21 protein-coding genes, 2 rRNA genes and 1 pseudogene are annotated in these 26,605 nt (G+C 40.1%); 9 read left to right on the forward strand and 15 right to left on the reverse strand.

Annotated elements, in window-relative coordinates; translation table 11 throughout:
- Positions 1-40: 40 nt before the first annotated feature.
- The 6 genes from fadD to yoaE form a co-directional block, all read right to left on the reverse strand.
- A complete protein-coding gene (gene fadD / locus SOI76_RS17495; protein WP_104080696.1) occupies positions 41-1,720 on the reverse strand; it encodes a long-chain-fatty-acid--CoA ligase in 1,680 nt (559 codons plus the stop codon).
- 297 nt (positions 1,721-2,017) lie between these two features.
- Positions 2,018-4,237 carry a DNA topoisomerase IV subunit A gene (gene parC, locus SOI76_RS17500; protein WP_104080695.1) on the reverse strand — a complete coding sequence of 740 codons (2,220 nt, stop codon included), beginning with the start codon at positions 4,235-4,237 and terminating at the stop codon, positions 2,018-2,020.
- 152 nt (positions 4,238-4,389) lie between these two features.
- On the reverse strand, positions 4,390-5,709 hold the full coding sequence (locus SOI76_RS17505) for an MFS transporter (protein ID WP_104080694.1): 1,320 nt from the start codon (positions 5,707-5,709) through the stop codon (positions 4,390-4,392).
- An 82-nt stretch (positions 5,710-5,791) separates the two neighbouring features.
- Positions 5,792-6,436 (reverse strand): trimeric intracellular cation channel family protein, encoded by a 645-nt coding sequence (locus tag SOI76_RS17510; RefSeq protein WP_002121256.1) that lies wholly within the window; start codon positions 6,434-6,436, stop codon positions 5,792-5,794.
- Positions 6,437-6,481: 45 nt separating this feature from the next.
- On the reverse strand, positions 6,482-6,949 hold the full coding sequence (locus tag SOI76_RS17515) for a YchJ family protein (protein ID WP_104080693.1): 468 nt from the start codon (positions 6,947-6,949) through the stop codon (positions 6,482-6,484).
- Positions 6,950-7,020: 71 nt separating this feature from the next.
- Entirely contained in the window at positions 7,021-8,613 is a 1,593-nt protein-coding gene (gene yoaE, locus SOI76_RS17520) for a TerC family protein (protein ID WP_104080692.1), read from the reverse strand.
- Positions 8,614-8,939: 326 nt separating this feature from the next.
- Here yoaE and SOI76_RS17525 point away from each other — a divergent pair, with 326 nt between their 5' ends.
- The 4 genes from SOI76_RS17525 (at position 8,940) to dinB (ending at position 13,019) form a co-directional block, all read left to right on the forward strand.
- Positions 8,940-9,563 carry a TIGR00730 family Rossman fold protein gene (locus tag SOI76_RS17525; protein WP_205668479.1) on the forward strand — a complete coding sequence of 208 codons (624 nt, stop codon included), beginning with the start codon at positions 8,940-8,942 and terminating at the stop codon, positions 9,561-9,563.
- 171 nt (positions 9,564-9,734) lie between these two features.
- Positions 9,735-11,126 carry a multidrug transporter subunit MdtD gene (mdtD, locus tag SOI76_RS17530; protein WP_069122032.1) on the forward strand — a complete coding sequence of 464 codons (1,392 nt, stop codon included), beginning with the start codon at positions 9,735-9,737 and terminating at the stop codon, positions 11,124-11,126.
- A 77-nt stretch (positions 11,127-11,203) separates the two neighbouring features.
- Complete coding sequence (gene yegX / locus SOI76_RS17535) at positions 11,204-11,962, forward strand: GH25 family lysozyme (RefSeq protein ID WP_104080691.1); 759 nt, start codon at positions 11,204-11,206, stop codon at positions 11,960-11,962.
- A 1-nt stretch (position 11,963) separates the two neighbouring features.
- Positions 11,964-13,019 (forward strand): DNA polymerase IV, encoded by a 1,056-nt coding sequence (gene dinB / locus SOI76_RS17540; protein WP_104080690.1) that lies wholly within the window; start codon positions 11,964-11,966, stop codon positions 13,017-13,019.
- 58 nt (positions 13,020-13,077) lie between these two features.
- Here the strand turns inward: dinB and SOI76_RS17545 are convergent.
- Positions 13,078-13,140, reverse strand: a pseudogene (locus SOI76_RS17545) (hypothetical protein); the annotation flags it as partial.
- 193 nt (positions 13,141-13,333) lie between these two features.
- Here SOI76_RS17545 and SOI76_RS17550 point away from each other — a divergent pair.
- Complete coding sequence (locus SOI76_RS17550; protein ID WP_005065666.1) at positions 13,334-13,687, forward strand: RidA family protein; 354 nt, start codon at positions 13,334-13,336, stop codon at positions 13,685-13,687.
- A 145-nt stretch (positions 13,688-13,832) separates the two neighbouring features.
- Here the strand turns inward: SOI76_RS17550 and SOI76_RS17555 are convergent, their stop codons facing one another.
- From SOI76_RS17555 to SOI76_RS17570, 4 genes are all read right to left on the reverse strand, one after another.
- Positions 13,833-14,333: a DUF2726 domain-containing protein gene (locus SOI76_RS17555; protein ID WP_104080689.1), complete on the reverse strand. Its 501-nt coding sequence runs from the start codon at positions 14,331-14,333 to the stop codon at positions 13,833-13,835.
- Between the two features lie 314 nt (positions 14,334-14,647).
- Positions 14,648-17,026, reverse strand: coding sequence for a YgiQ family radical SAM protein (locus SOI76_RS17560; protein WP_104080688.1), 2,379 nt, complete (start codon positions 17,024-17,026; stop codon positions 14,648-14,650).
- A 212-nt stretch (positions 17,027-17,238) separates the two neighbouring features.
- The gene (locus SOI76_RS17565; RefSeq protein WP_104080687.1) at positions 17,239-18,498 is read right to left on the reverse strand and encodes an esterase-like activity of phytase family protein; all 1,260 of its coding nucleotides are present in this window, start codon (positions 18,496-18,498) and stop codon (positions 17,239-17,241) included.
- Between the two features lie 150 nt (positions 18,499-18,648).
- Positions 18,649-19,053, reverse strand: coding sequence for a helix-turn-helix domain-containing protein (locus SOI76_RS17570; RefSeq protein ID WP_104080686.1), 405 nt, complete (start codon positions 19,051-19,053; stop codon positions 18,649-18,651).
- 81 nt (positions 19,054-19,134) lie between these two features.
- Between SOI76_RS17570 and SOI76_RS17575 the strand changes: the two genes are divergently transcribed.
- From SOI76_RS17575 to SOI76_RS17590, 4 genes are all read left to right on the forward strand, one after another.
- On the forward strand, positions 19,135-19,620 hold the full coding sequence (locus SOI76_RS17575) for a DUF2938 domain-containing protein (RefSeq protein WP_104080685.1): 486 nt from the start codon (positions 19,135-19,137) through the stop codon (positions 19,618-19,620).
- A gap of 18 nt (positions 19,621-19,638) precedes the next feature.
- A complete protein-coding gene (locus SOI76_RS17580) occupies positions 19,639-20,205 on the forward strand; it encodes a flavodoxin family protein (RefSeq protein WP_104080684.1) in 567 nt (188 codons plus the stop codon).
- Between the two features lie 46 nt (positions 20,206-20,251).
- Entirely contained in the window at positions 20,252-20,443 is a 192-nt protein-coding gene (locus SOI76_RS17585) for a DUF2798 domain-containing protein (RefSeq protein WP_250621818.1), read from the forward strand.
- 280 nt (positions 20,444-20,723) lie between these two features.
- Positions 20,724-21,332 carry a lytic transglycosylase domain-containing protein gene (locus SOI76_RS17590; protein WP_104080683.1) on the forward strand — a complete coding sequence of 203 codons (609 nt, stop codon included), beginning with the start codon at positions 20,724-20,726 and terminating at the stop codon, positions 21,330-21,332.
- A 55-nt stretch (positions 21,333-21,387) separates the two neighbouring features.
- On the opposite strand, the gene cysK is transcribed toward SOI76_RS17590, so the two are convergent.
- From cysK to SOI76_RS17610, 4 genes are all read right to left on the reverse strand, one after another.
- Complete coding sequence (cysK, locus tag SOI76_RS17595) at positions 21,388-22,386, reverse strand: cysteine synthase A (protein WP_104080682.1); 999 nt, start codon at positions 22,384-22,386, stop codon at positions 21,388-21,390.
- A 157-nt stretch (positions 22,387-22,543) separates the two neighbouring features.
- Entirely contained in the window at positions 22,544-22,987 is a 444-nt protein-coding gene (locus tag SOI76_RS17600) for a hypothetical protein (RefSeq protein WP_104080681.1), read from the reverse strand.
- 182 nt (positions 22,988-23,169) lie between these two features.
- Positions 23,170-23,284: ribosomal RNA gene (gene rrf, locus SOI76_RS17605) — 5S ribosomal RNA — on the reverse strand.
- 183 nt (positions 23,285-23,467) lie between these two features.
- Positions 23,468-26,358, reverse strand: a 23S ribosomal RNA gene (locus tag SOI76_RS17610).
- Between the last annotated feature and the right edge of the window lie 247 nt (positions 26,359-26,605).

A 26,605-nucleotide genomic window follows, 5' to 3' on the forward strand; every position in this document is an offset into this window, starting at 1 on the left:
AAACAAAAAAAGCGCCCTAAGGCGCTTTTTTATTAACTTTTTAAGCTGGTTTACGTAAGTCTTTACGTAAGATTTTACCTACGTTTGATTTAGGTAACTCATCCATAAACTCAACATAACGAGGGCGTTTATAACCTGTTAAGTTTTCTTTAGCAAAGTTCAAAATTTCTTCAGTCGTTAAGCTTTGATCTTTTTTCACGATAAAGAGTTTTGGCACTTCACCTGATTTTTCATCAGGAACACCAATTGCTGCAACTTCCAATACTTTTGGATGTTTAGCAATAACTTCTTCGATTTCGCTTGGATAAACGTTAAAGCCAGAAACCAAAATCATATCTTTTTTACGGTCTACAATTTTAGTATATCCACGGCTATCCATAACACCAATATCGCCCGTACGGAAGAAACCGTCCGCTGTCATAACTTTAGCTGTCTCATCAGGACGGTTCCAATAGCCTTTCATGACTTGAGGACCGCGAATCGAGATTTCGCCTTGCTCACCTAAAGCAACTTCTTTACCGTCATCATCTAAAATAGCAACTTCTGTTAAAGGTAATGGAATACCAATTGTGCCGCTAAATTCAGTAGATGCAGGAGGGTTTGCAGTCGCTACCGGAGAAGTTTCAGATAAGCCATAGCCTTCAATAATAGTTGTACCAGTAATCTTCTTCCACGCTTCTGCTGTAGAAGGTAAAACTGCCATACCACCGCCCATCGCCATTTTTAAATTGCTATGGTCAAGTTGTTTAAACTCTTCATTATTCACTAAAGCATTAAATAATGTATTTACTGCTGGGAAGAATGATGGCTGGTATTTACGTAATTCATTAATTACCGCTGGTAAATCACGTGGATTCGGAATCAAGATATTTGCCTGACCTTTATACATACCGTACATCGCGCAAACCATGAACGCAAAAATATGATAAAGCGGTAATGCGCAAACAATACGGTCGCCTTTAGCACCATCGTTTGCACCAAATTTACTTTGGAAAATACCGTCACATTGTAAAAGGTTGGCTACCAAATTACGGTGAGTCAGCTCAGCCCCTTTTGAAACACCCGTAGTACCACCCGTATATTGAAGCACGGCAGTATCACTTAAGGTTAAGTTCGGACGCTTATAATTACTCGGACTTTCTTTATTTAATGCTGTATTAAATTTAACGTGCCCAGGAATATTCCAAGCAGGAATTTGCTTACGTACTTTACGTAATACAAAATTCACCAATGTACCTTTAAGTTTACCAAGCATATCCCCCACTGTCGCAACTACAACATGCTTAACAGGAGTTTTACCTAAAATACTTTGGTAAACACTGGCAAAGTTTTCGATAATCACGAGTACTTCTGCACCCGAGTCATTTAATTGATGCTCAAGTTCACGCGCAGTATAAAGTGGGTTTACATTCACCAACACTAAGCCTGCACGTAACACAGCTAATGCAACTACAGGATATTGCAATACGTTCGGCATCATTACTGCCACACGAGTTCCCTTTGCTAACCCCAAATTTTGCAAATAGGTCGCGAACTTACGGCTTGCAAGTTCTAACTCGTTAAATGACATTGCCTTATCCATGAAGATAAAGGCATCACGAGAACCAAATTTTTGGAAATTACTCTCAAAAATATCAACAAGAGAAGTATTTTCCGCAGGCAATGCTACTGTTTCTGGAATCCCTGTTTTTTGGTATTCTGCAAACCAAATCTTTTCCATAATGCCATTATCTCCGATTCGTAATCCTTAGTAATAACTGTTATTCAATGCCCCAGCTATTCTTTAGCTTCTTGGTGCCAGAACATATTTAAAACTTATTGGCACATTCATGACACTTTCGAACAAGATTATGAGACAGAAGTTTTGACAATTTGACCCTGTCAAATTTTTTGCATGGAGTACAAATTACGTACTCCAAATTGCTGTCCTTTTAATCGTTATCCAATACCAACAAGTTCAGTTCATTGCTTGAACATGTTGCCATATATAGCGTATTTATGTTGCCCGACGCTAGCTTTATCTCTGAATCAACAGTTTATTTGCTTTTTGATATCCACGTGGTAAGAGGTGACCTTTTGAAGCTCGTTTACCCATGTATTTTTGTAGATCATCACCTTTTAGTTTTAGATGTTGTTGACCTGCAACCACCTGAATTATTTCATCTAAGTTCAGGGTTGTCATGGATAAAATCTGCTCTTTCGCTTCAAGTTGTATCAACTTATTACCTTTACCCTTATTTAAATTTGGCAGTTCTGACAAATCAATAATCAGGAGTCGACCTGCTGAGCTGAGTACAGCCAAATGTGTCATATTTTGGGCGGAGATTAATGGTAGAGCTTTTGATTTTTCAGGTACCGACAAGAAGCTTTTGCCGGCCTTGGCATTAGTATCTAGCTGTTTAACTTGAGTTTTAAAGCCATAACCTGATGAGCTAGCAGCAATAAGTTCTGAGTCTTCATCATCTAAATAGACCTGAATAAACGCGACTCCACTTGCAGGTGCCAGTTTCGAACTTAGTGGTTCACCTAATCCCCTTGCTGATGGCAAGCTACTAATAGGTAAGGCATAACTACGCCCTGTCTCATCAAGGAAATAAATTCGTTGGTTGGTTTTACCCACCGCATGACTTAAATATTGGTCACCAGCGCGATAGTTTAAATTCTCGGCATCAACATCCGCACCTTTTGCAGCACGAATCCATCCCGCTTCAGATAAAACCACCGTTACTGCTTCAGCCGGCATTAAATCTTGTTCTCTAATCTGAACAGCTTCAGCACGTGCAACAATTGGAGAACGGCGTACGTCACCAAACTTTTTCGCGTCTTCTTTTAATTCGCCAATAATTAGATTCTTTAAAGATTCAGGGTTTTCTAATTGCTCACGAATAATCGCTGCTTTTGCTGAGAGCTCATCCTGTTCTTGACGGATTTCCATTTCTTCAAGTTTTGCTAAATGGCGTAACTTGAGTTCTAAAATTGCTTCTGCTTGTATCTCATCAATTTTGAAATGATCCATCAATACAGGTTTAGGCTGATCTTCTTCACGAATAATACGAATAACTGTATCAATATCGAGATAAGCAATTAAAAGACCTGCCAAAATATGCAGGCGTTTTTCAATTCGGTTTAAATGATATTCTAAACGGCGAGTTACCGTTTTTTTACGGATCTCAATCCACTCAAGTAAAATACGACGAATTGACTTAACCTGAGGACGACCATCCTCACCAATCATGTTTAAATTAACACGGTAGCTCGATTCTAAATCTGTAGTCGCAAATAAGTGGCTCATCACCGCTTCAGCATCAATACGGTTAGAACGCAGTACAATCACGAGTCGTGTTGGGTTTTCATGATCCGACTCATCGCGCACATCTACCACTAATGGTAGTTTCTTAGCCTGCATTTGGTCGGCAATTTGAGTGATCACCTTAGAACCCGATACTTGATAAGGCAATTCGGTAATCACGATTTCATTTTTTTCGATGGTATAAACCGCTCGCATGCGGTAACTACCACGTCCAGTCGTCTGGATTTTGAGTAATTCTTCGGGCGGCGTAATAATTTCAGCTTTGGTTGGTAAATCTGGCGCTGGAATATATTCAGCCAATTTCTCGTCTGATGTTTGCGGATTACGAATTAAGGCAATTGTTCCTTTAATCACTTCACGCAAATTATGTGGCGGAATATCGGTCGCCATACCAACCGCAATACCGGTTGTACCGTTAAGCAGAATATTAGGAACTCGTGCTGGCAACGTAATCGGTTCTTTTAATGAACCGTCAAAGTTATCTTGCCATTCACTTGTGCCTTGTCCTAACTCACTTAGTAATAACTCACTGTAGGCAGAAAGTTTTGCCTCGGTATAACGCATCGCAGCAAACGATTTAGGGTCATCTGGTGAACCCCAGTTCCCTTGACCTTCAATTAAAGGATAGCGATAACTAAATGGCTGAGCCATCAAAACCATGGCTTCATAACATGCCGAGTCGCCATGTGGATGATATTTACCGAGTACGTCACCCACAGTACGGGCCGATTTTTTTGGCTTACCACTGCTTTTTAAGCCCAACTCGCTCATGGCGTAGACAATACGGCGCTGTACAGGTTTTAAGCCATCACTGATATGTGGCAATGCACGGTCCATGATGACGTACATGGCATAATTCAGGTAAGCCTGTTCAGTAAATTCGGCTACAGAGCGGTTTTCTGTCGCTTGATGCGCAAGGCTGGTCATAGTCAGCTTATCTTCCAAATCAGTCGTTATTTTAAGTGAGTCTTATGCTAAGTGGGCTATGTTACAGACACAAGAGGGACTCTGTCACCTGAGCGTCAAATTATGTCTCATCTTTCTATATTTTTAGTTACTTGCTATAAAGTTAGGCAAAACTAGAGGCCTATCGACTCTAATCTTTTACCTTGAGTTTCTTCACCTAATATTAAAATTACAGCTGCAACCAAAAGTAAAACAATAGTAAACATCATAAAAACATGGCTAAACCCATTTTTGGAAACCATCATATGAGTGACGACTATCGGCGCCAAAATTCCACCTAAACGGCCCATTGCAGATGCCCAGCCCGAACCAAAAGCGCGAATGTTGGCTGGATATTGCTCTGGTGTATAGGTATATAACACTCCCCATGCACCCAAATTAAAGAAGGACATAAGAAAACCCCAAAACATAATGCTGTTTACACTGTCGGCTTGTCCAAAGAAATATGCAGACAACGCACAAAAACCGATAAATGCAGCAAGTGTAATTTTTCTACCCAATCGTTCTACAAACCATGCCGCTGCCAAGTAGCCTGGTAGCTGCGCCAAAATCATAAGCAAAACATATTCAAAAGATTTAACGATGTCATAGCCCTGTTTCACTAATAAACTTGGCAGCCACGTAAAGATCCCGTAGTAGGAATACACAATTCCAAACCAGATGAGCCAAAGCATTAAGCTTCTGCGAGCAAATTGACCACTCCAAAGTTGTTTAAAAGAGACTTTTTGTCGCATAGCGACAGGCACGACTTCAATATGGTGAACAATTTGAACGCCTGCTTGAGCTTCTAATTTTTGAACTAATGCGTGTGCTTCTTCAACACGTCCACGGTTAATCAGGTAAGGTATCGATTCAGGAAGTTTTTTCCAAATCACTAAAATATAAATCAGTGGAAGGCCACCCATAAGAAAGGCAATATGCCAACCAAATTTAGGAATAATAAAATAAGAAATGAGTGCAGCAACTAACCAGCCTAAACCCCAAAAACTTTCGAGTAGTACAATAAAACGACCACGTACATGTGCAGGTATATATTCACTCACCAATGTCACTGCAACGGGTAACTGACCACCAAGTCCAAGACCAACGATAAAACGAAAAATTAATAACCACTTTAAGTCTGGAGCAAAAGCACATAAGGCAGTGGCAATGCTATAGATCCCCATGGTCACTGCAAATATTGTCTTTCGGCCAAAGCGGTCTGCTAAAGCTCCCGAACAAACAGCTCCAATAGCCATTCCTACAAAACCGATACTTACAATCCAACCGCTTTCGGCTGGTGTTAATGCCCAGTCTTTAACAAGCGTTGTCATAATAAAAGCAATGATCCCTGTGTCCATCGCATCAAACATCCAACCTAAACCAACCACCCACAGTAGTGTGTAGTGAAATTTGCCAATTGGAAGATTTTGTATACGTGAAACCAGATCCATAGGAAAAACTCTACTGGAAAAAATAAGTGAGCAAGACAATATATTTTATTGTTATAGCATGCTCACATCGAATTCTGCATGATTAATGTTCGTCGGTTGAAGAAGCCGATTCTGCATCATCATCTTTATAAATAAATTTAGGCATTTCTAGGCCAAAATAAATTGCAATCAGACGCAAGGTAAAGCCAAAAATTAAAGTTGAAATAACGGTTAACTCTAGGCTTAAACCCAAATCTTGGCAAACCCAGTAACAGATGACTGCCACAAAAGAGATACTCGCATAGAGTTCGCGGCGGAAAACGAATGGGACATCATTACATAAAATGTCACGTAAAATACCGCCAGATACTCCAGTCAACACCCCTGCTACTGCCGACACGACAAAACCATGTCCCATTTGTAGGGCAATCTGACAACCAATGATCGTAAACCCAATTAGGCCTAAAGCATCGAGCACCAAAAAGATGTTATGTAAATGACGCATCCATTTGGCAATAATAATCGTGACAAATGCAGCACAGCAGGTCAGAACCAAATATTCAGGATGTTTTACCCAAGTTAAAGGATAGTGACCAAGCAATACATCTCGCACCGAACCACCACCTAAAGCAGTCACACAGGCAATCAGTACGACACCGAACCAGTCCATACTCCGTCGCCCAGCAGACAATGCGCCTGTCATCGCTTCCGCAGTAATCGCAATAATATAAATAACGGTGAGTAACATCGCCCTTTCCCTCAGGCCAAACAGTGGGCGTATTTTAAGATAAAGTTATAGGTATTGTGCACAGCATTGCTTAAATTTTTTTCCAGAACCGCATATACAAGGTTGCTTCATCGTGACCTTCATATCGACCGTTGGGTCGAGGAAAAACCATTGTTGCTGGTGATAAACAAAATGTGAAACCTCGTGGTGAATTTGGGCTTTTTGCCCATCATGATAATGAGCCTTGAACTCAACCTGTGCATGGGTTTTATCTAATTTTTCGTTGGCGTTAACAACCTCTAAACCCAACCATTGATTTTTTTTGCTCCACTCTGCAATGGCATCTTTATCAAGAGCTGTTTGCTGACCTAAAGCAGTCGTTTGCACAATATAATCGATTTGCTGTAATGCAAAAGCGCTATAACGTGAACGCATAAGCTGCTCTGCTGTTAGCGCTTTTGCTGTACCTAAATGTAAAGGCTCACAACATTCTATATAGCTGCCTTTTCCACATGGACAATTTTGTTGGGTCATTTAGTGCTTCTCAAATAAAAAATAGCTCAAAGTTGAGCTATTTTATGATGTTTCTAGACTTAAAACGTCATTTAATCTTTTGGTTCATCTTGCTCAATAGAAACAATATGAACTTTCTCAATTTTATGACCTTCCATTGTAATCACTTCAAAGCGATAACCATCTGCCTCAACAGCTTCACCATTTTCCGGTAAACGGCCTAAATGGAATAACAAGTAGCCCGACAAAGTTGAATACTGTTCACTTTCATCAACTAGATCACGACCTAATAGAAGGGATACGTGACGAATGTCTGTTGAACCTTCAAGCATTAATGAACCATCTGCCAAGCTTTCAGCAGCAGCATCTAATTCATCTTCATCCGGGAATTCACCCGCAATTGCTTCTAAGATATCAATTGGCGTTGCGATACCTTCGATAGAACCATATTCATTTAATACGATGGCCATTTGTAAAGGAGCTTGACGTAATTGTTCCATAACCATGAGTACTTGAGCATTTTCATGCACAATCACAGGTTCACGTAAATGCTTTTGGAAATCAATCACGCCTGTTTCAATAAAGTTATTTAAAACTTTATGAGTAAGCGCAATACCTTCAATATTATCAAGCTCACCACGTGCAACGATCAAACGAGAGTGTGTCATCGACATTAAACGTTCTTTTAAAACTTCAGGCTCATCGTCTAAATCAATCCACTCAAGTTCAGGGCGTGGAGTCATAACAGACTTTACTGGGCGCTCTGATAAGCCGAGTACGCCTTGTACAAGCACACTGTGATAAGCACCGTTTTCTTCGTCAAAAACTTCATCTGCAAACGCTTGTGTAGCCAGTACGTCTTCTTTATCAGCTGATTGGGCATCGGAACTAGAACCGCTATTTTTACTACCTAACATACGTAAAACTGCAGAAGCTGTGCGATAACGTAAATCTGTGGTTGTAACCATTTTTTCCTGATTGCGGCGCATGCTCTGGTTGATAATTTCCACCAAAACCGAGAAGCCAATTGCAGCATATAAGTAGCCCTTCGGAATATGGAAACCAAAGCCTTCCACCACCAAAGAGAAACCGATCATCATCAAGAAGCCAAGACACAGAATGACAACTGTTGGATGTTTATTGACAAAGTCCATGAGTGGTTTAGATGCCCACAACATGATTCCAACAGCAATCACAACCGCAACCATCATGATTGACAGCTCTTTCACCATACCTACGGCTGTAATCACACTGTCTAATGAGAATACCGCATCAAGCACGACAATCTGAACAATGACCATCCAGAATGCAGCATGAACAGGATTATCTTCTTTATGAAGTTGTTTTCCTTCCATTCGTTCATGCAATTCCATAGTGCCCTTAAAGAGTAAGAACACACCACCAAATAACAAAATCAGATCACGGCCAGAGAAAGGATGATCAAAAATATGGAAAAGTGGTTCAGTTAGTGTCACAACCCAAGCAATCGAGGCTAAGAGTATGAGACGCATTCCCAAGGCGAGTACCAAACCGACTATACGTGCTTTAGCTCGTTGCTCGGGCGGCAATTTCTCAGCTAAAATTGCGATAAAAACGAGGTTATCGATCCCCAATACAATTTCAAGAACGATTAAAGTTGCTAAACCCACCCAAGCAGAGGGATCAGACATCCATTCAAAGATCATTGATCCTGCTCCTGTGTTGTTTGAATTTTATCTTTATTTGGCAACACAACAGGCGCGCCTATACAAAGGGGGGAAAATGTTTTTTTAAGACAAGAAATTAAAACGGAGCGACTACAACCACTACCCATATTTGTTCATATGTTGTTAAACGATTTTTTAGTATAGGCAAGATTTAACATAAATTCATCATTTTTATTTGTACATAACCAGCATTCACCAAACCCATACAAAACATGAATCTTTCTTATAAATCTGCTTATAAAGTTGTCATATCTTTTGCTTAGTGTAGACAAGAAATATGAACGTGATAAGGTGAAAATAAAGCAATGAATAGCGTATTAACAATGGCAGTAAATGATTTACCAATAACAGCTGTAAAAACAAAACAACCTCTTATTGCATTATATTGTGGTTCACGTGCAGGAAATAACCCAATCTACCGAGAAAAAGCAATTGAACTTGCTCATGGAATCGCTGAACAAGGCTTTGGATTAGTCTATGGCGGTGCCAGTATCGGTTTAATGGGACAAGTCGCAGAAAGCGTTCTCGCAAACGGCGGAGAAGCTGTCGGTGTGATCCCTGAATTTATGCTTGATTATGAAGTCGCACATGCAGGACTAACTGAATTACATGTTGTAGAAACCATGCATGAACGTAAAGCCATGATGGCAGAGCGCGCAAGTGCATTTATTGCGTTGCCGGGTGGTTTAGGAACATTTGAAGAAATATTGGAAATAGCCACTTGGGGCCAACTCAACCAACATCAAAAGCCCATGATTTTATATAACGTAAATGGCTTTTATAACGCATTGATCGCCCAATTAGACCATGCAGTTCAAGAAGGTTTCCTTCCCCTTCAGCACCGAGCTAAATTAATTGTATGCGAAGAGGTCGATCAAATTTATAACGTCATTAAAAATTTAAAAATGCCAAAAAGATTTGTTGTCTAGTTGTCCATCTACTCTATTTTAAAAAGCGGTTCTGCCGCTTTTTTTGTTTTAACTATTTTCACCTCTACCTTCAAAAGAACTTAGATTTAGTAAAGGGGTATTCAACATTGGCTTACTTCTTTTAAATTCAATTTGTTTTACACTAGACCAAAACGTTAATTTTCAAATGTTATGAATGCCACGCCGACTCACCAAGCCTTGCAGCCTGAATATCGCTTACTCGTTCTTTTGGTTTCTATTGGCTTTTTTATGCAGGCCTTGGACACAACCATTGTAAATACCGCGATTCCTGCAATGGCTCATCATCTCAATGAAGATCCTTTACGCATGCACAGCGTAGTGGTGGCCTATGTATTATCGGTTGCCGCTTGTATTCCTTTAAGTGGCTGGTTAGCAGACCGCTTTGGTGTTAGAAATATTTTCTTGTCGGCAATCGTCATTTTTACTCTGGCTTCTTTAGGATGTGGACTTTCACAAAGTCTCAATGAGCTGTTATTTTTCCGAGTCATTCAAGGCATAGGCGGCGCCTTACTACTTCCTGTTGGCCGATTATCACTTTTAAAAATTATTCCTCGCACTCAATTTTTAGCTGCGATGAGTTTAATGAGTCTTGCGGGTTTACTCGGGCCTTTGGCTGGTCCAACTTTGGGCGGATGGTTAGTTGAAGTTGCAACTTGGCACTGGATCTTTCTTATCAATATTCCTATGGGCATACTTGGCATACTAATGACACTAAAAGTCATGCCAAATGTAAAAGAACCCTCAGTCAAAACATTCGATTTGGGTGGCTTCATCTTATTAGTCGTGGCCATGATTGGATGGTCTTTAGGGATCGAACATTTAGCCTCACCTGAATATTCAAAATGGTTTAGCATTTCATTATTAGTCGTCGGAATAATCGCAACACTATGGTATGCCTATCATTCACATACTCATCAAAATGCATTATTTCGTAGCCGACTCTTTAGAAACAAAATTTATGCGATTGGTATTTTAGGTAATTTCTTTGCTCGCTTTGGTGGTAATGCTTTACCTTTTGTTTTACCACTCATGCTACAAGTTGCTTTTGGTTTTGAACCCTTTATTGCAGGTCTAATGATGATTCCCTTAGTCTTGGGCTCATTATTTTCAAAGCCAATTGTCAGGCCTATTATTCAAAAAATTGGCTATCGACGTTTTTTACTCATCAACACAACATTAGTTGGGCTATGTATTGCCTCTTTTGCAATCATGACCGTCGATACTCCAACTTGGTTTAGAGCCTTGCACTTTTTCTTGTTTGGCACATTAAATTCACTGCAATTTGTTGGCATGAATACATTAACCTTGAAAGACTTGCCTCAACAAGATGCGAGTAGCGGTAATAGTTTCTTGTCGATGATCATGATGCTATCAATGAGTATTGGCGTGGCACTGGCAGGTACACTCATTAACGTATTTACCAATTATTATGGCCCAGCTCATGTAACCACTGCATTCCATGTCACTTTAATTTGCCTCGGTTGTATTAATGTCATTACTGCATTTATTTTCTGGCAAATTCCAAAGGATACGTCTGTTTAAGCGGTTGCATTTTTAGCATGGTTTCTCGCTCACGAATCACGCTATGATGTTTGTCTCAAATTTTTAATGAGTTTTGCATGACCAAACTGGCTAAAACCTTTTTCACAGCGCGGCACAATGCCTTAATTGGAGTTGGCTTGGCTTGTGTTATGGGAGTCTTGGCTTATTTTGGTCTCTTTTATCAGCAAAAAGCCGTTGCACAAGATTACCCAGTCCAAGGCTTTGATGTTTCTCACCATCAGGGTGATATTAACTGGAAAAAAATATCACCGGAAAAGTTCCAATTCGTCTATTTAAAAGCGACCGAAGGCGGGGATTATAAAGATCCAAAATTTCAAGAAAACTGGCTTAAAGCACGTGAACATGGTTTTCATGTAGGTGCTTATCACTTTTATCGTCTATGCCGTGATGGTAAAACGCAAGCTAATAACTTTATTGCGACTGTACCCAACAAAGCCGATGCCCTTCCTCCTGTTATCGATCTGGAATATGACGGTAACTGTATTAATGCACATACCAAAGAACAATTACTTAAAGAAATAGGCATCATGCATGATCGCTTAAAACAGCATTATGGCAAACAGCCTATTTTTTATATTTCTAAAACTTTTTATCACATTGTGTTAATAGGTAATTTTCCCAATACACCTCTTTGGGTCAGAGATTACGAAGGAAAACCTGAGCTGAAAGACAAAAGAAAATGGCTCTTTTGGCAGCATAGTAATCAAGGTAAAATTGAAGGCATGACAAAACCAGTAGACTTAAATGTTTATGAGGGTTCAGTCAAAGAATGGCATCATTTTTTACAGCAGCAAGGCATCGTGAAAGCACAATAATATGCGCAAAATCATTCATATCGATATGGATGCCTTCTATGCATCGGTCGAATTGCGAGAGCGTCCTGATCTAAAGCATCTTCCCGTCGTTATTTCTTCGCATCATCCGCGAGCTGTGATTGCTGCTGCCTCCTACCCTGCCCGTGAATTTGGTTTGCGTTCTGCCATGTCGATGAGTCAGGCAAGAAAACTATGTCCTCAAGTTGTCATTATTGAACCAAATTTTGAAAAATACCGTACGGTTTCCGCTCAAATTCACTCGATCTTTCAGCAATATACGCTACTTATTGAGCCTTTATCTTTAGATGAAGCTTATTTAGATGTCACTGAAAATCTAAAACAAATTGCGAGTGCAACTGAAGTTGCTATACACATTCGAGAAGATATTTTTAGATTAACTGGGCTTACTGCATCGGCTGGTGTAGCACCAAATAAGTTTTTGGCAAAAATTGCTTCCGACTGGAACAAACCTAATGGTTTATGTGTAATCAAACCTTCGCAAGTTGCTACTTTTATTCAAGACCTTCCGCTTAAAAAGATTCCAGGCGTGGGTAAAGTGACTCAGGAAAAATTGCAGCAGCTTCAGTTATATACTTTAGGTGACTTACAAAAAATTGAAGAATCCATTTTAGTTCACCATTTTGGCAAATACGGCCAACAGCTTTATTTATATGCACAAGGCATTGACCATAGACCCGTTCAAGCTGAAAGAGCTCGCCAACAAATTTCGAAAGAGACCACTTTCGATAGTGATTTTACTTTGGCTCAATGTCAGCCCTATTGGCAGGGATTAGCTGAAAAAGTCTGGCAAACCCTAGAGAAAAAACAGCTCAATGCACGTGGTGTGAATATCAAACTTAAACTTAAGAATTTTCAGACTTTACAACATAGTAAAAGCTTTAAAAGACCGATCCAGTCGCTACAGGACTTAATCCAAGTTTTATTTTTATTGTTAAATGAAATGCAGATACCCGAACATTTCCAGTTTCGCCTGATTGGTATAGGCGTTTATCAATTACAGACCCAAGCCGATGACTTCCAGCTTAACCTCTGGTGATTGATTAATTTTTACTCGAAAGAGCAACTTTTGAACAAAATAGGCTCCCTTTTACTCAAACTTTAGAGTAACCTAATCAACGCATATTCATTACCCATGTATTTGCAACATGCCAAAGCAACCTTTACTTTCGGCATAACGTCCTGTGATTGGCGTGACGACCAAATCCGAATATTGCAGGGCTCTTCTGATACATGGCTTAGTTATTCCTTCCTCACAATAATCTACTGAAATTCTTTTCTACTTGCTTGCACCGACCTAGCAACTCTTCATAAAATCAAAACTATTAAATAAAACCACTTTAGAGCATTTTTATGACGGTAAAGCGTTTACACGTTACTTCACGCTACTGCGAGGTTGCGATTTCAGGTAATTTGGTACACCTAGCTGGGCAACTCGCAGATGATACAAGCGCAGATGTCACAGGGCAGACTCAACAAACTTTAGATAATATTGACCGTCTATTGGCAGAAGCTGGAACAGATAAAACCCATATTCTTTCTGTCATGATTTTCCTAAAAGATATCGAAAAAGACTATGCAGCAATGAATGCCGTTTGGGATGCATGGATTAGCGAAGGACATCCACCTGCACGCACTTGCGTAGAATCAAAACTCTATGCACCAGATGTACTTGTAGAAATGACAGTGGTTGCGGTACTTCCATAGTTTTATACATATAAATCTAAATAAAAATGAGCAATATTTTTGTGATATTGCTCATTTTTTTAATAGTTTTAAAATCATTAATATCAGCATACTACCAAGATCTTCTTTAATGAATTCTCCTATCAATTGCTATAGTGAATAATTTTTAAGACTTCACAAAAGCATTTGACATTCTTTCTAGTTGTGGCGTTGCATGCAAAGTTGCTAGCTCTGATTCAGGACTTAATAAATCTCTTCTTAAATCATGATAATCAGGCACATCGCTATAATGCAGCACACGATAACCAGCCAATTGTAATAGACGACGTTCATATTGTTGATGCGCTCGGCGTAAACCGTTTTCCCCCAGAACAACGATTACAACTACCTGATAATTTTGGTCGAGTACAACAAAATCCGCTGCCATATTTTGGTATTTACGGCGAGTATGCGCATATTTTGTAGTTAAAAGTGCATCAAAAGATACATGTGCTAACACGGTAAATTTGGGTAAAACTGTTTGTAGTCGGGTTAAGGTCATTTGCTCATGACTGGTTAAAACTGCACGACGCTTTAAAGCGCTATCGTGTTGATTCCTTCGTGAAAGACTTTTCACAGCCATCACAACAGCCAAAAATAATAATAAGATCGTGATTAAATAGTACATGGGTCCAATCCTTTAGGTTTCTTATAATGATTTTGCTAGATCACACTTTGTTTTAATTGATAACGACACAGCCGTTTTTTAAAAGGTTCACTTAGTAATTTCACTTGTAGTTATCAAGTTTGGCTTAAATTTAGCCACCCTCACATTATTTATAATCATAGAGTCTACAACAATCAAGTGCAGCTCGTCAGATTTTTGCTATTTATCATTATTCGTTACGTTTTTTGTACTTTTAATCCTCAAAAATCTCATTATACGATTTAAATAGAGTCATAAAAAACAAAACAGGCTCTGTTTAAGAGCCTGTTTTATCATTATCCACGAGCTTTTGATTTTGGTTTACTTTTACCACCAAATGGTCTTTTCTCACCTGTTTCACGAGGAGGTAAACCAGTGTGCTGGGTTAGAACCTGTCCTTTTTGTGGACGTTTTTGCCCTGCTGCTGAACGAGATTGCCCGTGACCACGTTTAGCTGAATCGCCCGCTACAGAAGAGTTCTTCTTACGTGCAGATTTGTATTCCCCTTCTGTGCCTTTTGGCTGATAAGTTGGAATTAAATGCTGCTTCGAATTACCAATTAAATCGGCACGGCCCATTTCTTTTAAGGCTTCACGAAGTAATGGCCAGTTATTTGGATCATGATAACGTAAGAATGCCTTATGCAGACGACGGCGTTTCTCACCTTTTACAATATCAACTTTTTCAGTATAGCGAGCGACTTTAGCAAGCGGGTTTTTACCCGAATAATACATAGTTGTTGCAGTTGCCATTGGCGATGGATAGAACGTCTGTACCTGATCGGCACGGAAACCATTCTTTTTCAACCAAATTGCAAGGTGCATCATGTCATAATCTGAAGTACCCGGATGCGCAGCAATAAAGTAAGGAATTAAATATTGCTCTTTTCCTGCTTCTTTACTGAAACGGTCAAACATTTGCTTGAAACGATCATACGTACCAATACCCGGTTTCATCATCTTAGATAACGGGCCTTGTTCGGTATGTTCAGGAGCAATTTTTAAATAACCACCTACGTGGTGCTGTACCAGCTCTTTGACATATTCAGGGTTGAGTACCGCAAGGTCATAACGTAAACCTGAACCAATCAGAATTTTCTTCACACCTTTAATCGCACGTGCTTTACGATAAAGCTGTACTAAAGGCGCATGATCGGTATGTAAGTTTTGACAAACGCCTGGATATACACAAGAAGGTTTACGGCAGTTCTTCTCAATTTCTGGGTCTTTACAGTGCAAACGATACATGTTTGCTGTTGGACCACCTAAGTCTGAAATAATGCCGGTAAAGTTTGGTGCCGTATCACGGATTTTTTCAATCTCACGTAAAATTGAATCTTCCGAACGGTTTTGAATAATACGCCCTTCATGTTCTGTAATTGAACAGAATGTACAACCACCAAAACAGCCACGCATAATATTGACCGAGAATTTGATCATATCAAATGCAGGGAAACGCGCATCACCATAAGTAGGATGTGGCAAACGTGCATAAGGTAAATCAAATACATAATCCATTTCCTCAGTGGTTAGAGGAATTGGAGGTGGGTTAATCCACACATCACGTTCACCATGGCGTTGTACCAACGCACGAGCATTACCTGGATTAGTTTCAAGGTGCAAAATACGGTTTGCATGTGCGTAAAGCACTTGATCATTTGCCACTTCTTCAAAAGAAGGCAAGCGAATAACCGCCAACTCTCGTGGTGGCAATTTGTGTTTAATTGCTTTTGACGGTGCCGGCTTTAATTGAACGATTTGAGTGTCGTCATCGAGTTTGTCGCCTTCACGCACAATCGGATTTGCAACAATCTCTTTTTGGAAATTTTGATACTGAGCTAAAGAGTTACCCTTTTCTTTTTCAACCTCACAGCCATCAATATCTTCTGTCATGACATATGGGTTAATAATTGGATCAACACGCCCAACCGTATCTACATCATTACTCGCAACTTCAACAAACTTTGCTTTTGATGCTTTGTTATGTTTATTAATAATAAATGCTGTACCGCGAACATCAGTAATCTCGTGGATTTTCTCACCTTTAGCCAAACGATGCATCACATCAATAATGGCACGCTCACCATTACCATACATGAGCAAATCGGCTTTTGAATCCATTAAAATTGAACGACGGACTTTATCTGACCAATAATCGTAGTGTGCGATACGACGTAAACTGCCTTCAATACCACCTAATAACACAGGTACGTCTGGGAATGCTTCACGACAACGTTGGCAATATACTGTTGCTGCGCGGTCAGGACGTTTATTTGGTTCATTGTTTGGAGAATAAGCATCATCCGAACGGATTTTACGATCTGCCGTATAACGGTTAATCATCGAATCCATATTACCTGCGGTTACACCCCAAGCAATCGTTGGCTTACCTAAAACGCGGAAGCTTTCAACATTGGTCCAGTCTGGCTGCGCAATAATTCCGACACGGAAACCTTGTGCTTCAAGTACACGTCCAATCACACCCGATACAAACGATGGATGGTCGATATACGCATCGCCACAAACCAAAATAAAGTCACACGCATCCCAGCCGAGTTGATCCATTTCTTCTCGTGACATCGGCAAAAATGGTGCGGGTTCAAAACACGACGCCCAATATTTGTCGTAATCAAACAGCGCTTTGGGCGCAGTCTGCATGGTGTAGGCAGTAGACATGGCTTGCGAATCTCGGCTAGCAAATGGAGGAGAGACATCTAAAGATGAAAGCCGATCATTTTAACATGAATTTCATTCATTTTCCCTGTTTATAAAACATGCGAAAACAACACTATAGAAATTAATTTGATTAAACTTTACTCAACATTTTATTCTTGGAATAAATACGGCGGACCAAAATCCGCCGCAGTTTTAATTTTTATTTATAGAGCTTAGAACAAAGCTTTTGGCAAACGAATCTGAATAATCTCGTTATCATCAGCCAGTTTTGCGTTACGTCCTGTTGAACCAGGGAAATTATTATCATTGAAAACAGTAAGTGTCGTACCATTTTCAATAATCACATCTTCAATGGTTTCAAATGGGAAAGCAAAAACCTGTCCCGTACCAATATCCCCTGCTCTAGCTGTGCCATACAACATATTCGGGTTAGCAATTTTAATTAAATCGACTAAATCTTCACGGCTAACTAGTTGACCTGACTCATTTAATTTAATACGAATTAATTTTTTATAGCCGCCTAAATTATTCTGAGTTGCATCACGTTCAATAATAATACCTTCTTTATCATTAAAGAGTTGGAAGTCACCAATATTGGTTGCTTTACTGTCTAACTGGAACCAATAATATTTCCCTGTATACGCTTTTTTCTTCAGGTCGAATTGCGAAATCAGCAACTGTCTTTCTGTTTCTCGAATTGATTTAATTGGCTTTTCTATAAGAGGGTAAAGATACTGCCCATCTGGCGAAATCGCCATTCCTTCAAAACCACCACTTTGTTGAACTAGAGGTTCTACAAAATTAATTTGTGCTTTATTAAACTGATTTTGTGGTGAACGTAATTCTTGAGTCGGATTTAACGGATTTGGCAGAGCAATCGGTGCATCTAATAACACGCCATCTGCTGAAAAATGAAGTAAATAAGGTCCAAACTCATCTCCAATCCAATAAGTCCCATCACTAGTGCGTTGCATTGACTCTGGATCAAAATCAGCACCCGTTAATAAACGCTCAGCTGTATCACCATTGACAATATTAAATGGAATTAATTTGTTCGGATCACGCAGTTGGATAAAGCTTTGTACAGTAACTTGGCTCGTGCCTTTAGCTTTAGTTTTGAAATCAGGCTTTATTTTATAAATACGAAGTAAAAAGTCTGCTGAATTATCTTGAGTTCCAAAACCGTTATCGGCCATTGCCATATAACTGCCATCTTCATTTTTTAATGCAGCAGAAAAGCCTTGTACAGGTTGACCTTTAAATGGAGGATAAATTCCATTTGCACCTTTCACATATGCACCAGAGTCTGGACCAGCAGCATAAGTTTCTACAGGTAATTTAGCAAAAGAAATTAAGGTTGGTTCGGTAACGTTTTCAGTAGGTGAAGTTTGTTCTTGGCCGTTATCATCATTACATGCCGCCAATCCTAAACTAGCGCAGCATAATAATACCGCTAATGTTTTTTTGCTCATGGTTTTATACAGTTGGTAAAAAATTAAGCAAATTTAATCAAGCTTATATGAAGTTTTTACTTCAAAAAGATGAAATCTTTATGGCGAAAATATGACAAGATCAACTATTTAATAAATCCTCAAAAATTCGACCTCTTCGCTAAGAACTGATTAAAGTTTTGTTGGCTGATATTCTCCAGCAATTGCTGCTTTTAAAAATTTTTGGAAAGTTGGACATTCCATATGATTTTCAGCAGGACATACAGCAGCGTGTTCTAATCCTTGGCTGATAAAATGCAATCTTTTTGCCATTTGCTCTAATTGTTCAGCTTTATTTTTTAGTTTTTGCCGATCAAGATCAGGTTTACCATCTTGCCCAAACATTGTTGCGATTTCATTTAAAGAAAAGCCTGCGGCACGACCTAAAGAGATTAATGCCAATTGATCAATGACCTGCTTACCATATTGTCGACGTAAGCCTTGCCGCCCTATCGATTTAATTAATCCCTTCTCTTCATAAAAACGTAGTGTAGCCGTTGTGACTTTTGCCTTTTTAGCAACTTCACCAATATCCATAATAACCTCTTGACTTCAAGTGAACTTGAACTTGCACAATAAATTTATCACGTTTCATACGTATAAAAGCAAGGTGTAAAAATGAATACCTCTACGTTGTTCTTTCAAGCTTTATGTCTTGGTATTGGTGCAACTATATTTATGGATATCTGGCTGTTCATATTAAAGATATTCAAAATTCCGACCTTAAATTTTTCTTTTCTCGGACGCTGGGTCGGCTGGATATTTCAAGGGAAAGTCATCCATCAATCTATAGCACAAAGCCCTCAAATTAAGGGTGAATATTTATTGGGCTGGATTGCTCACTATAGTGTCGGACTAATCTTTTCATTTAGCTTTCTTTTCATTGTTGGCTCAGATTGGCTTAGCCATCCTCAATTTTATTCAGCACTTCTGTTTGGTGTAGTCACCGTTCTCATTCCATTTTTTATTATGCAACCTGCGATGGGTAGTGGTTTTGCTTCTTCAAAAACCCCGCATCCTTTTCTGAACTGCCTAAAAAGTTTGATGAACCATAGTGTTTTTGGTTGTGGCTTATATCTCACTGCAAAACTATTTCAAATTTAAATAAAGAGGAGACTACTCATGAAAACTATTGCCATCATTTACCATAGCCGCCAAGGCCACACCCAATTTATTGCTCAGCAAATTCAAACTGGTATTTTGAGCCAGAAAAATATGAAAGCAGATTTACTCAATACTGAAGATATTATCAACAGCCCAGAAATTCTCATCCAATATGACGGCTTAATTTGGGGATCCCCCACTTATTTAGGTGGTGTATCTTCCAAATTAAAACAACTCATGGATGCAACTGGTCCATTATGGAAAAAACAAAGTTTTAAAGGAAAATTAGCGGCTGGATTTACCGTTTCCTCCCTTCCTGCTGGTGATAAACAATCGACGTTAATTTCGATTTTCACCTTTTGTATGCAACACGGCATGTTATGGGTCGGTAATCCAATCATGCCTGAACAGCACCAAGGCATTCCTTATACGCAAGCAGCCAATCGTCTTGGTTCATGGTCAGGCTTAATGGCTCAAGCTGAACATGGCAGTAAGGCAGATGGTTTTGATGAAGGAGATATTAAAACTGCTCAACAATTTGGAGAAAATTTTGCATTGACCTTAAATGCTTATCAAGGAATATAAGGCCATGAAAGCACAGAAACTTTTATTTCTCTTAATTTAATCAGGAATGATGTCTTTGATAGTTTCAGGTATTTCAACTTTCAAGGCTGTAGGGCTAAATCATCACTTTGTTTCATTATGGTTATCGGCTTGGATCATTGCATGGATATTAGCTTTCCAAAGTGTATTGATTTGTGCTCCTATAGCCCAGAAATTAGTCGACATCATATTTAAGAAAGTTGAAAAAATACGCCTGTAAGTTAAAACGTACAAAACTTGCGGTGATTTGCGGATATTCAGCTTTAGTATTTTTTTATAATATATGAAGCATAGAGAGACAGGATGTCTCATTGAAGAAGAATAAGAACGCAGGAAGCGGTAGTTGACAGGAGTTAGCTACATAAAGCTGAATACGAAGAAACCTCGACAGGATGTCGGGGTTTTTTCATTTCAATTATACAAAATTCTTACTTTATAGATGTGCTGAGCAACAGAACTTATATTGATCTGATAAGTACGGCTGAATACCATCATTTCATTTGAAATTTGATTATTGGTTTTGTATTTTGCTTACCTCATCTTTAGCTCAAGATCATTTTGAACCATCAGAATTACACCGCCTTAGCCTCAAATTTTTTATTATTGCATTGATGACAATAATGACAGGGTGTACAAGCTTAGAACCTAACAGTGGCTCATTTTCTTGGCGCTCCAATAAACTCTCGTCTGGCTTACAAAAAGCTTATTCTGTTCCAGCGAGTACAGCCAATCGGCTATCTCCAATGATTATTCAAAGTGCTGACCAATATAATGTCCCCCCTCTTTTACTCGCAGCAGTCATCAGGCAAGAGTCTAGTTACAATAGTAATGCTCGCTCTCCTACTGGTGCTGTCGGTTTAACTCAAATTATTCCGAGTTATTGGCAACAAACTTGTGCTGGGAATTTGTATGATGAACCTACTAATATCCAATGTGGGGCTTATATTTTGAATCACTATTATCAGTCAGCTGATAGTTGGTTCAAAGCAACAGCTTATTATAATGTGGGACCGACTGGATATGAGCGAAGCTTCTGGACCCGACACAAAGCAAAAAAATATGCTCGATCTGTGAAACGTCATCAGAAAACTTTAAGAAGTGCATTATAAATTAAGTTCGAATAAAAAAGCCCATCTATTAATGGGCTTTTTTATATAGTTAATTTTATTCGTCAAATAAACCTTCAAATAAAACAGAAGATAAATAACGTTCCCCGCTATCAGGAAGAATAACAACTATTGTTTTATCAGTATTTTCAGGACGCTCTGCAATTTTGGCTGCAGCAGCCAAGGCAGCTCCACTTGAGATACCTACCAAAATACCTTCTTGAGTTGCACAGTTTCTTGCCCATTGAATTGCTTCTTCACTACTCACTGGTAAGACTTCATCAACCAAATCTAAATCAAGATTTTTTGGAATAAAATTTGCACCAATCCCCTGAATTTTATGAGGTGCAGGCGTAATAATTTCACCATTTTTGGTTTGAGTAATAATTGGAGACTCAGCAGGTTCAACTGCTACTGAGTACAATGGCTTATTTTGGACCTGTTCAAAATAACGAGAAATACCCGTTATCGTACCTCCAGTACCTACGCCAGCAACTAAAATATCAACCTGCCCACCTGTTGCTTGCCAAATTTCTGGGCCAGTTGTGTCCACATGAATTTGTGGATTGGCTGGGTTTTCGAACTGTTGAGGTAAGAAATAAACATCTGGTTGCTCAGTTGCTAATCGTACCGCTTCATCAACCGCACCTTTCATCCCTTTCGCCGGTTCAGTTAGAACTAAATTAGCACCTAAAGCTTTTAATACTTTTCTACGTTCAAGACTCATGCTGGCTGGCATAGTCAAAGTAATGGGATAACCCTTCGCTGCTGCAACAAAAGCCAATGCAATCCCTGTATTACCACTAGTTGGTTCAACAATATGCATACCTTCTTTCAACACACCTCTTTTTTCTGCATCTGCAATAAGTGCAGCCCCAATACGGCATTTCACAGAAAAGGCAGGATTACGACTTTCTACTTTCGCTAATACAGTTGCACCAGTTTTAATTAAACGGTTGATACGAACTAAAGGCGTATTACCAATAGCTTCTGCATTATTTGAATAAACTGCGATACCTAAATTATTGGGTGTTGGAAATTGCTGATCGGTAGACATGTTATATCCTTATTAAATTTGGAATGCTTCTGAATCATTATAGACCTGTCAAATAAACAGAAAAGTAGTAAATATAAAGTTTAGAAAAATTTATACTTATTAAGTTAATTAAGTATAAATTTTTATTTTTTATCTACATAAAAGTATCTGCAATTAATTATTTGATATAACTAGAATTTTTATATTTTAATGCACCATTTTCTAATATTAATTTAGATTTCGTTACGCTATTACTTGCAACCACTTCTTTATAATTTCCTCTTTCTAACAAAAACTTAGTTTCACTTTCTAACACCACTTCTGCTGACTGCTTATTTTCAGATATATAAAGTGACTTGATCTTAGCATTATGGAGGATTTTGGAAGCATTCATAAAAGTTATAATTACTCCTTCTTTATAATCTTCCTTAGTAAGAGGAGTACCATCCTTCTTTGCACCCGAAAAATCTTCTGACAACAACTCCATAAAATTCATTATTTCCTTGTTTTGAACTGATTGTTTTTCTTTTTCTAAAAGATTTAAAACCAATTGTTCATCGATATATTCAGCTGGATAACTATTAAAAGCTAAACAAGCAAATAAAAAGGCTATTATTCTCATAAAATACCTAAATTCAAATCACAAAAAGAAATTAAGATATTATTTCTTCATATTCTGCTTATTTTTTCACCTTTTAGATTAAATTACTATATGGGATCAGCGTACTTATTTAGATTTTTAATTATTTTTCTGATAATAAAAAAACACCCCCATTCATTGGAACGGGGGTGTTTAGAATAATGAGCTGGCGATGACTTACTCTCACATGGGTAACCCCACACTACCATCAGCGCTAAGAGGTTTCACTTCTGAGTTCGGGAAGGGATCAGGTGGTTCACTCTTGCTATGGTCGCCAGCACAACTGTTTATGGATACTTGCTTCGTTTTATTCACTGTGTGATACGTTGCGTTTTCCAAATCTTTACAGACGGGCTGATTGAATCTGATTTTGTTCATTTTAGCTAAGCGTTTAACTAAATCAAGTTGCTTTGCATGTTTATGAATCGATTGATGCTTCACATACAACTGCTTGGGTGTTGTATAGTCAAGCCTCACGAGCAATTAGTATTGGTCAGCTTCACATATCACTATGCTTCCACATCCAACCTATCAACGTCCTAGTCTCGAACGGCTCTTTAGAGGAATAAATTCCTAGGGAAATCTTATCTTGAGGTAGGCTTCCCGCTTAGATGCTTTCAGCGGTTATCCCTTCCGAACATAGCTACCCGGCGATGCGACTGGCGTCACAACCGGTACACCAGAGGTTCGTCCACTCTGGTCCTCTCGTACTAGGAGCAGATCCTCTCAAATTTCCAGCGCCCACGGTAGATAGGGACCGAACTGTCTCACGACGTTCTAAACCCAGCTCGCGTACCTCTTTAAATGGCGAACAGCCATACCCTTGGGACCTGCTTCAGCCCCAGGATGAGATGAGCCGACATCGAGGTGCCAAACACCGCCGTCGATATGAACTCTTGGGCGGTATCAGCCTGTTATCCCCAGAGTACCTTTTATCCGTTGAGCGATGGCCCTTCCATACAGAACCACCGGATCACTAAGACCTACTTTCGTACCTGCTCGACTTGTGGGTCTCGCAGTTAAGCGCGCTTTTGCCTTTATACTCTACGCGTGATTTCCGACCACGCTGAGCGCACCTTCGTACTCCTCCGTTACTCTTTAGGAGGAGACCGCCCCAGTCAAACTACCCACCAGACACGGTCCTCGTCCCGGATAACGGGACAGAGTTAGAACCTCAACATTACCAGGGTGGTATTTCAAGGACGGCTCCATTGGAACTAGCGTTCCAACTTCAAAGCCTCCCACCTATCCTACACAAGTAAGGTCAAAGTTCAGTGTCAAGCTGCAGTAAAGGTTCACGGGGTCTTTCCGTCTAGCCGCGGGTACACTGCATCTTCACAGCGATTTCGATTTCACTGAGCCTCTGCTGGAGACAGCGCCGCCATCATTATGCCATTCGTGCAGGTCGGAACTTACCCGACAAGGAATTTCGCTACCTTAGGACCGTTATAGTTACGGCCGCCGTTTACTGGGGCTTCGATCAAGAGCTTCGCTTACGCTAACCCCATCAATTAACCTTCCAGCACCGGGCAGGCATCACACCCTATACGTCCACTTTCGTGTTTGCAGAGTGCTATGTTTTTAATAAACAGTTGCAGCGGCCTGGTTTCTGCGGCTGTCGTCAGCTCAGGAAGCAAGTTCCATCACCAACAACAGCGTACCTTCTCCCGAAGTTACGGTACCATTTTGCCTAGTTCCTTCAGCAGAGTTCTCTCAAGCGCCTTGGTCTACTCGACCTGACCACCTGTGTCGGTTTCGGGTACGATTCCTGTGTAACTGAAGCTTAGAGACTTTTCCTGGAAGCATGGTATCAGCCACTTCACTGTACAAGTACAGCTTGCTATCGGATCTCAGTATAGAGTACCCCGGATTTGCCTAAGATACATACCTACATCCTTCCACCTGGACAACCAACGCCAGGCTGACTTAACCTTCTCCGTCCTCTCATCGCATTACACAGAAGTATTGGAATATTAACCAATTTCCCATCGACTACGCCTTTCGGCCTCGCCTTAGGGGTCGACTCACCCAGCCCCGATTAACGTTGGACTGGAACCCTTGGTCTTTCGGCGAACGGGTTTTTCACCCGTTTTGTCGTTACTCACGTCAGCATTCGCACTTCTGATACCTCCAGCATACTTCTCAATACACCTTCATCGGCTTACAGAACGCTCCCCTACCACTTGACTAATGTCAAATCCGCAGCTTCGGCACATAGTTTTAGCCCCGTTACATCTTCCGCGCAGGCCGACTCGACTAGTGAGCTATTACGCTTTCTTTAAAGGGTGGCTGCTTCTAAGCCAACCTCCTAGCTGTCTATGCCTTCCCACATCGTTTCCCACTTAACTATGATTTTGGGGCCTTAGCTGGCGGTCTGGATTGTTTTCCTCTTGACTACGGACGTTAGCACCCGCAGTCTGTCTCCCGGATAGTACTCATAGGTATTCGGAGTTTGCATCGGTTTGGTAAGTCGGGATGACCCCCTAGCCGAAACAGTGCTCTACCCCCTATGGTATTCGTCCGAGGCGCTACCTAAATAGCTTTCGGGGAGAACCAGCTATCACCAGGCTTGATTAGCCTTTCACCCCTATCCACAAGTCATCCCCTGGCTTTTCAACGACAGTGGGTTCGGTCCTCCAGTTAGTGTTACCCAACCTTCAACCTGCTCATGGATAGATCGCCTGGTTTCGGGTCTATACCCAGCAACTAAACGCCCTATTAAGACTCGGTTTCCCTACGGCTCCCCTATACGGTTAACCTTGCTACTGAATATAAGTCGCTGACCCATTATACAAAAGGTACGCAGTCACACCACGAAGGTGCTCCCACTGCTTGTATGCATGCGGTTTCAGGATCTATTTCACTCCCCTCACAGGGGTTCTTTTCGCCTTTCCCTCACGGTACTGGTTCACTATCGGTCAGTCAGGAGTATTTAGCCTTGGAGGATGGTCCCCCCATATTCAGACAAGGTTTCACGTGCCTCGCCCTACTCGTCATCATTATGTGTGCCCTTTCGTGTACGGGAATATCACCCTCTACGTTCGCACTTCCCAGAGCGTTCCACTAAAACACACATAACTTAATGGGCTGATCCCCGTTCGCTCGCCGCTACTGAGGGAATCTCAATTGATTTCTTTTCCTAAGGGTACTGAGATGTTTCACTTCCCCTCGTTCGCCTTGCAACACTATGTATTCATGTTGCAATACCTACCTTAAAGTAGGTGGGTTCCCCCATTCAGAAATCTCCGGATCAAAGGATATTTGCCGCCTCCCCGGAGCTTTTCGCAGGCTATCACGTCTTTCATCGCCTCTGACTGCCAAGGCATCCACCACATGCACTTAATTACTTGACTATACAACCCCAAACAGTCGTCAACACCTACAAGTGAGTGTTGTCCGTGCGATTCTTCATCGCTACTATCTGTTGTCTGTGTACTTAAACACTGTACAGCTTCAATCTAAATTCATATACCAAAACGCTTGATTCAGTTAATTTGCTAGTTCTCAATCAACTCCAAGATCAGAATTACTTCCTCTCTTTTTGTTATTGAGTGAACAATTTATTTCAGACTCAATTTTGCCAATCTGTTAATGAATAAA

Source organism: Acinetobacter pittii, from assembly GCF_034064985.1.
GTDB lineage: Bacteria > Pseudomonadota > Gammaproteobacteria > Pseudomonadales > Moraxellaceae > Acinetobacter > Acinetobacter pittii_H.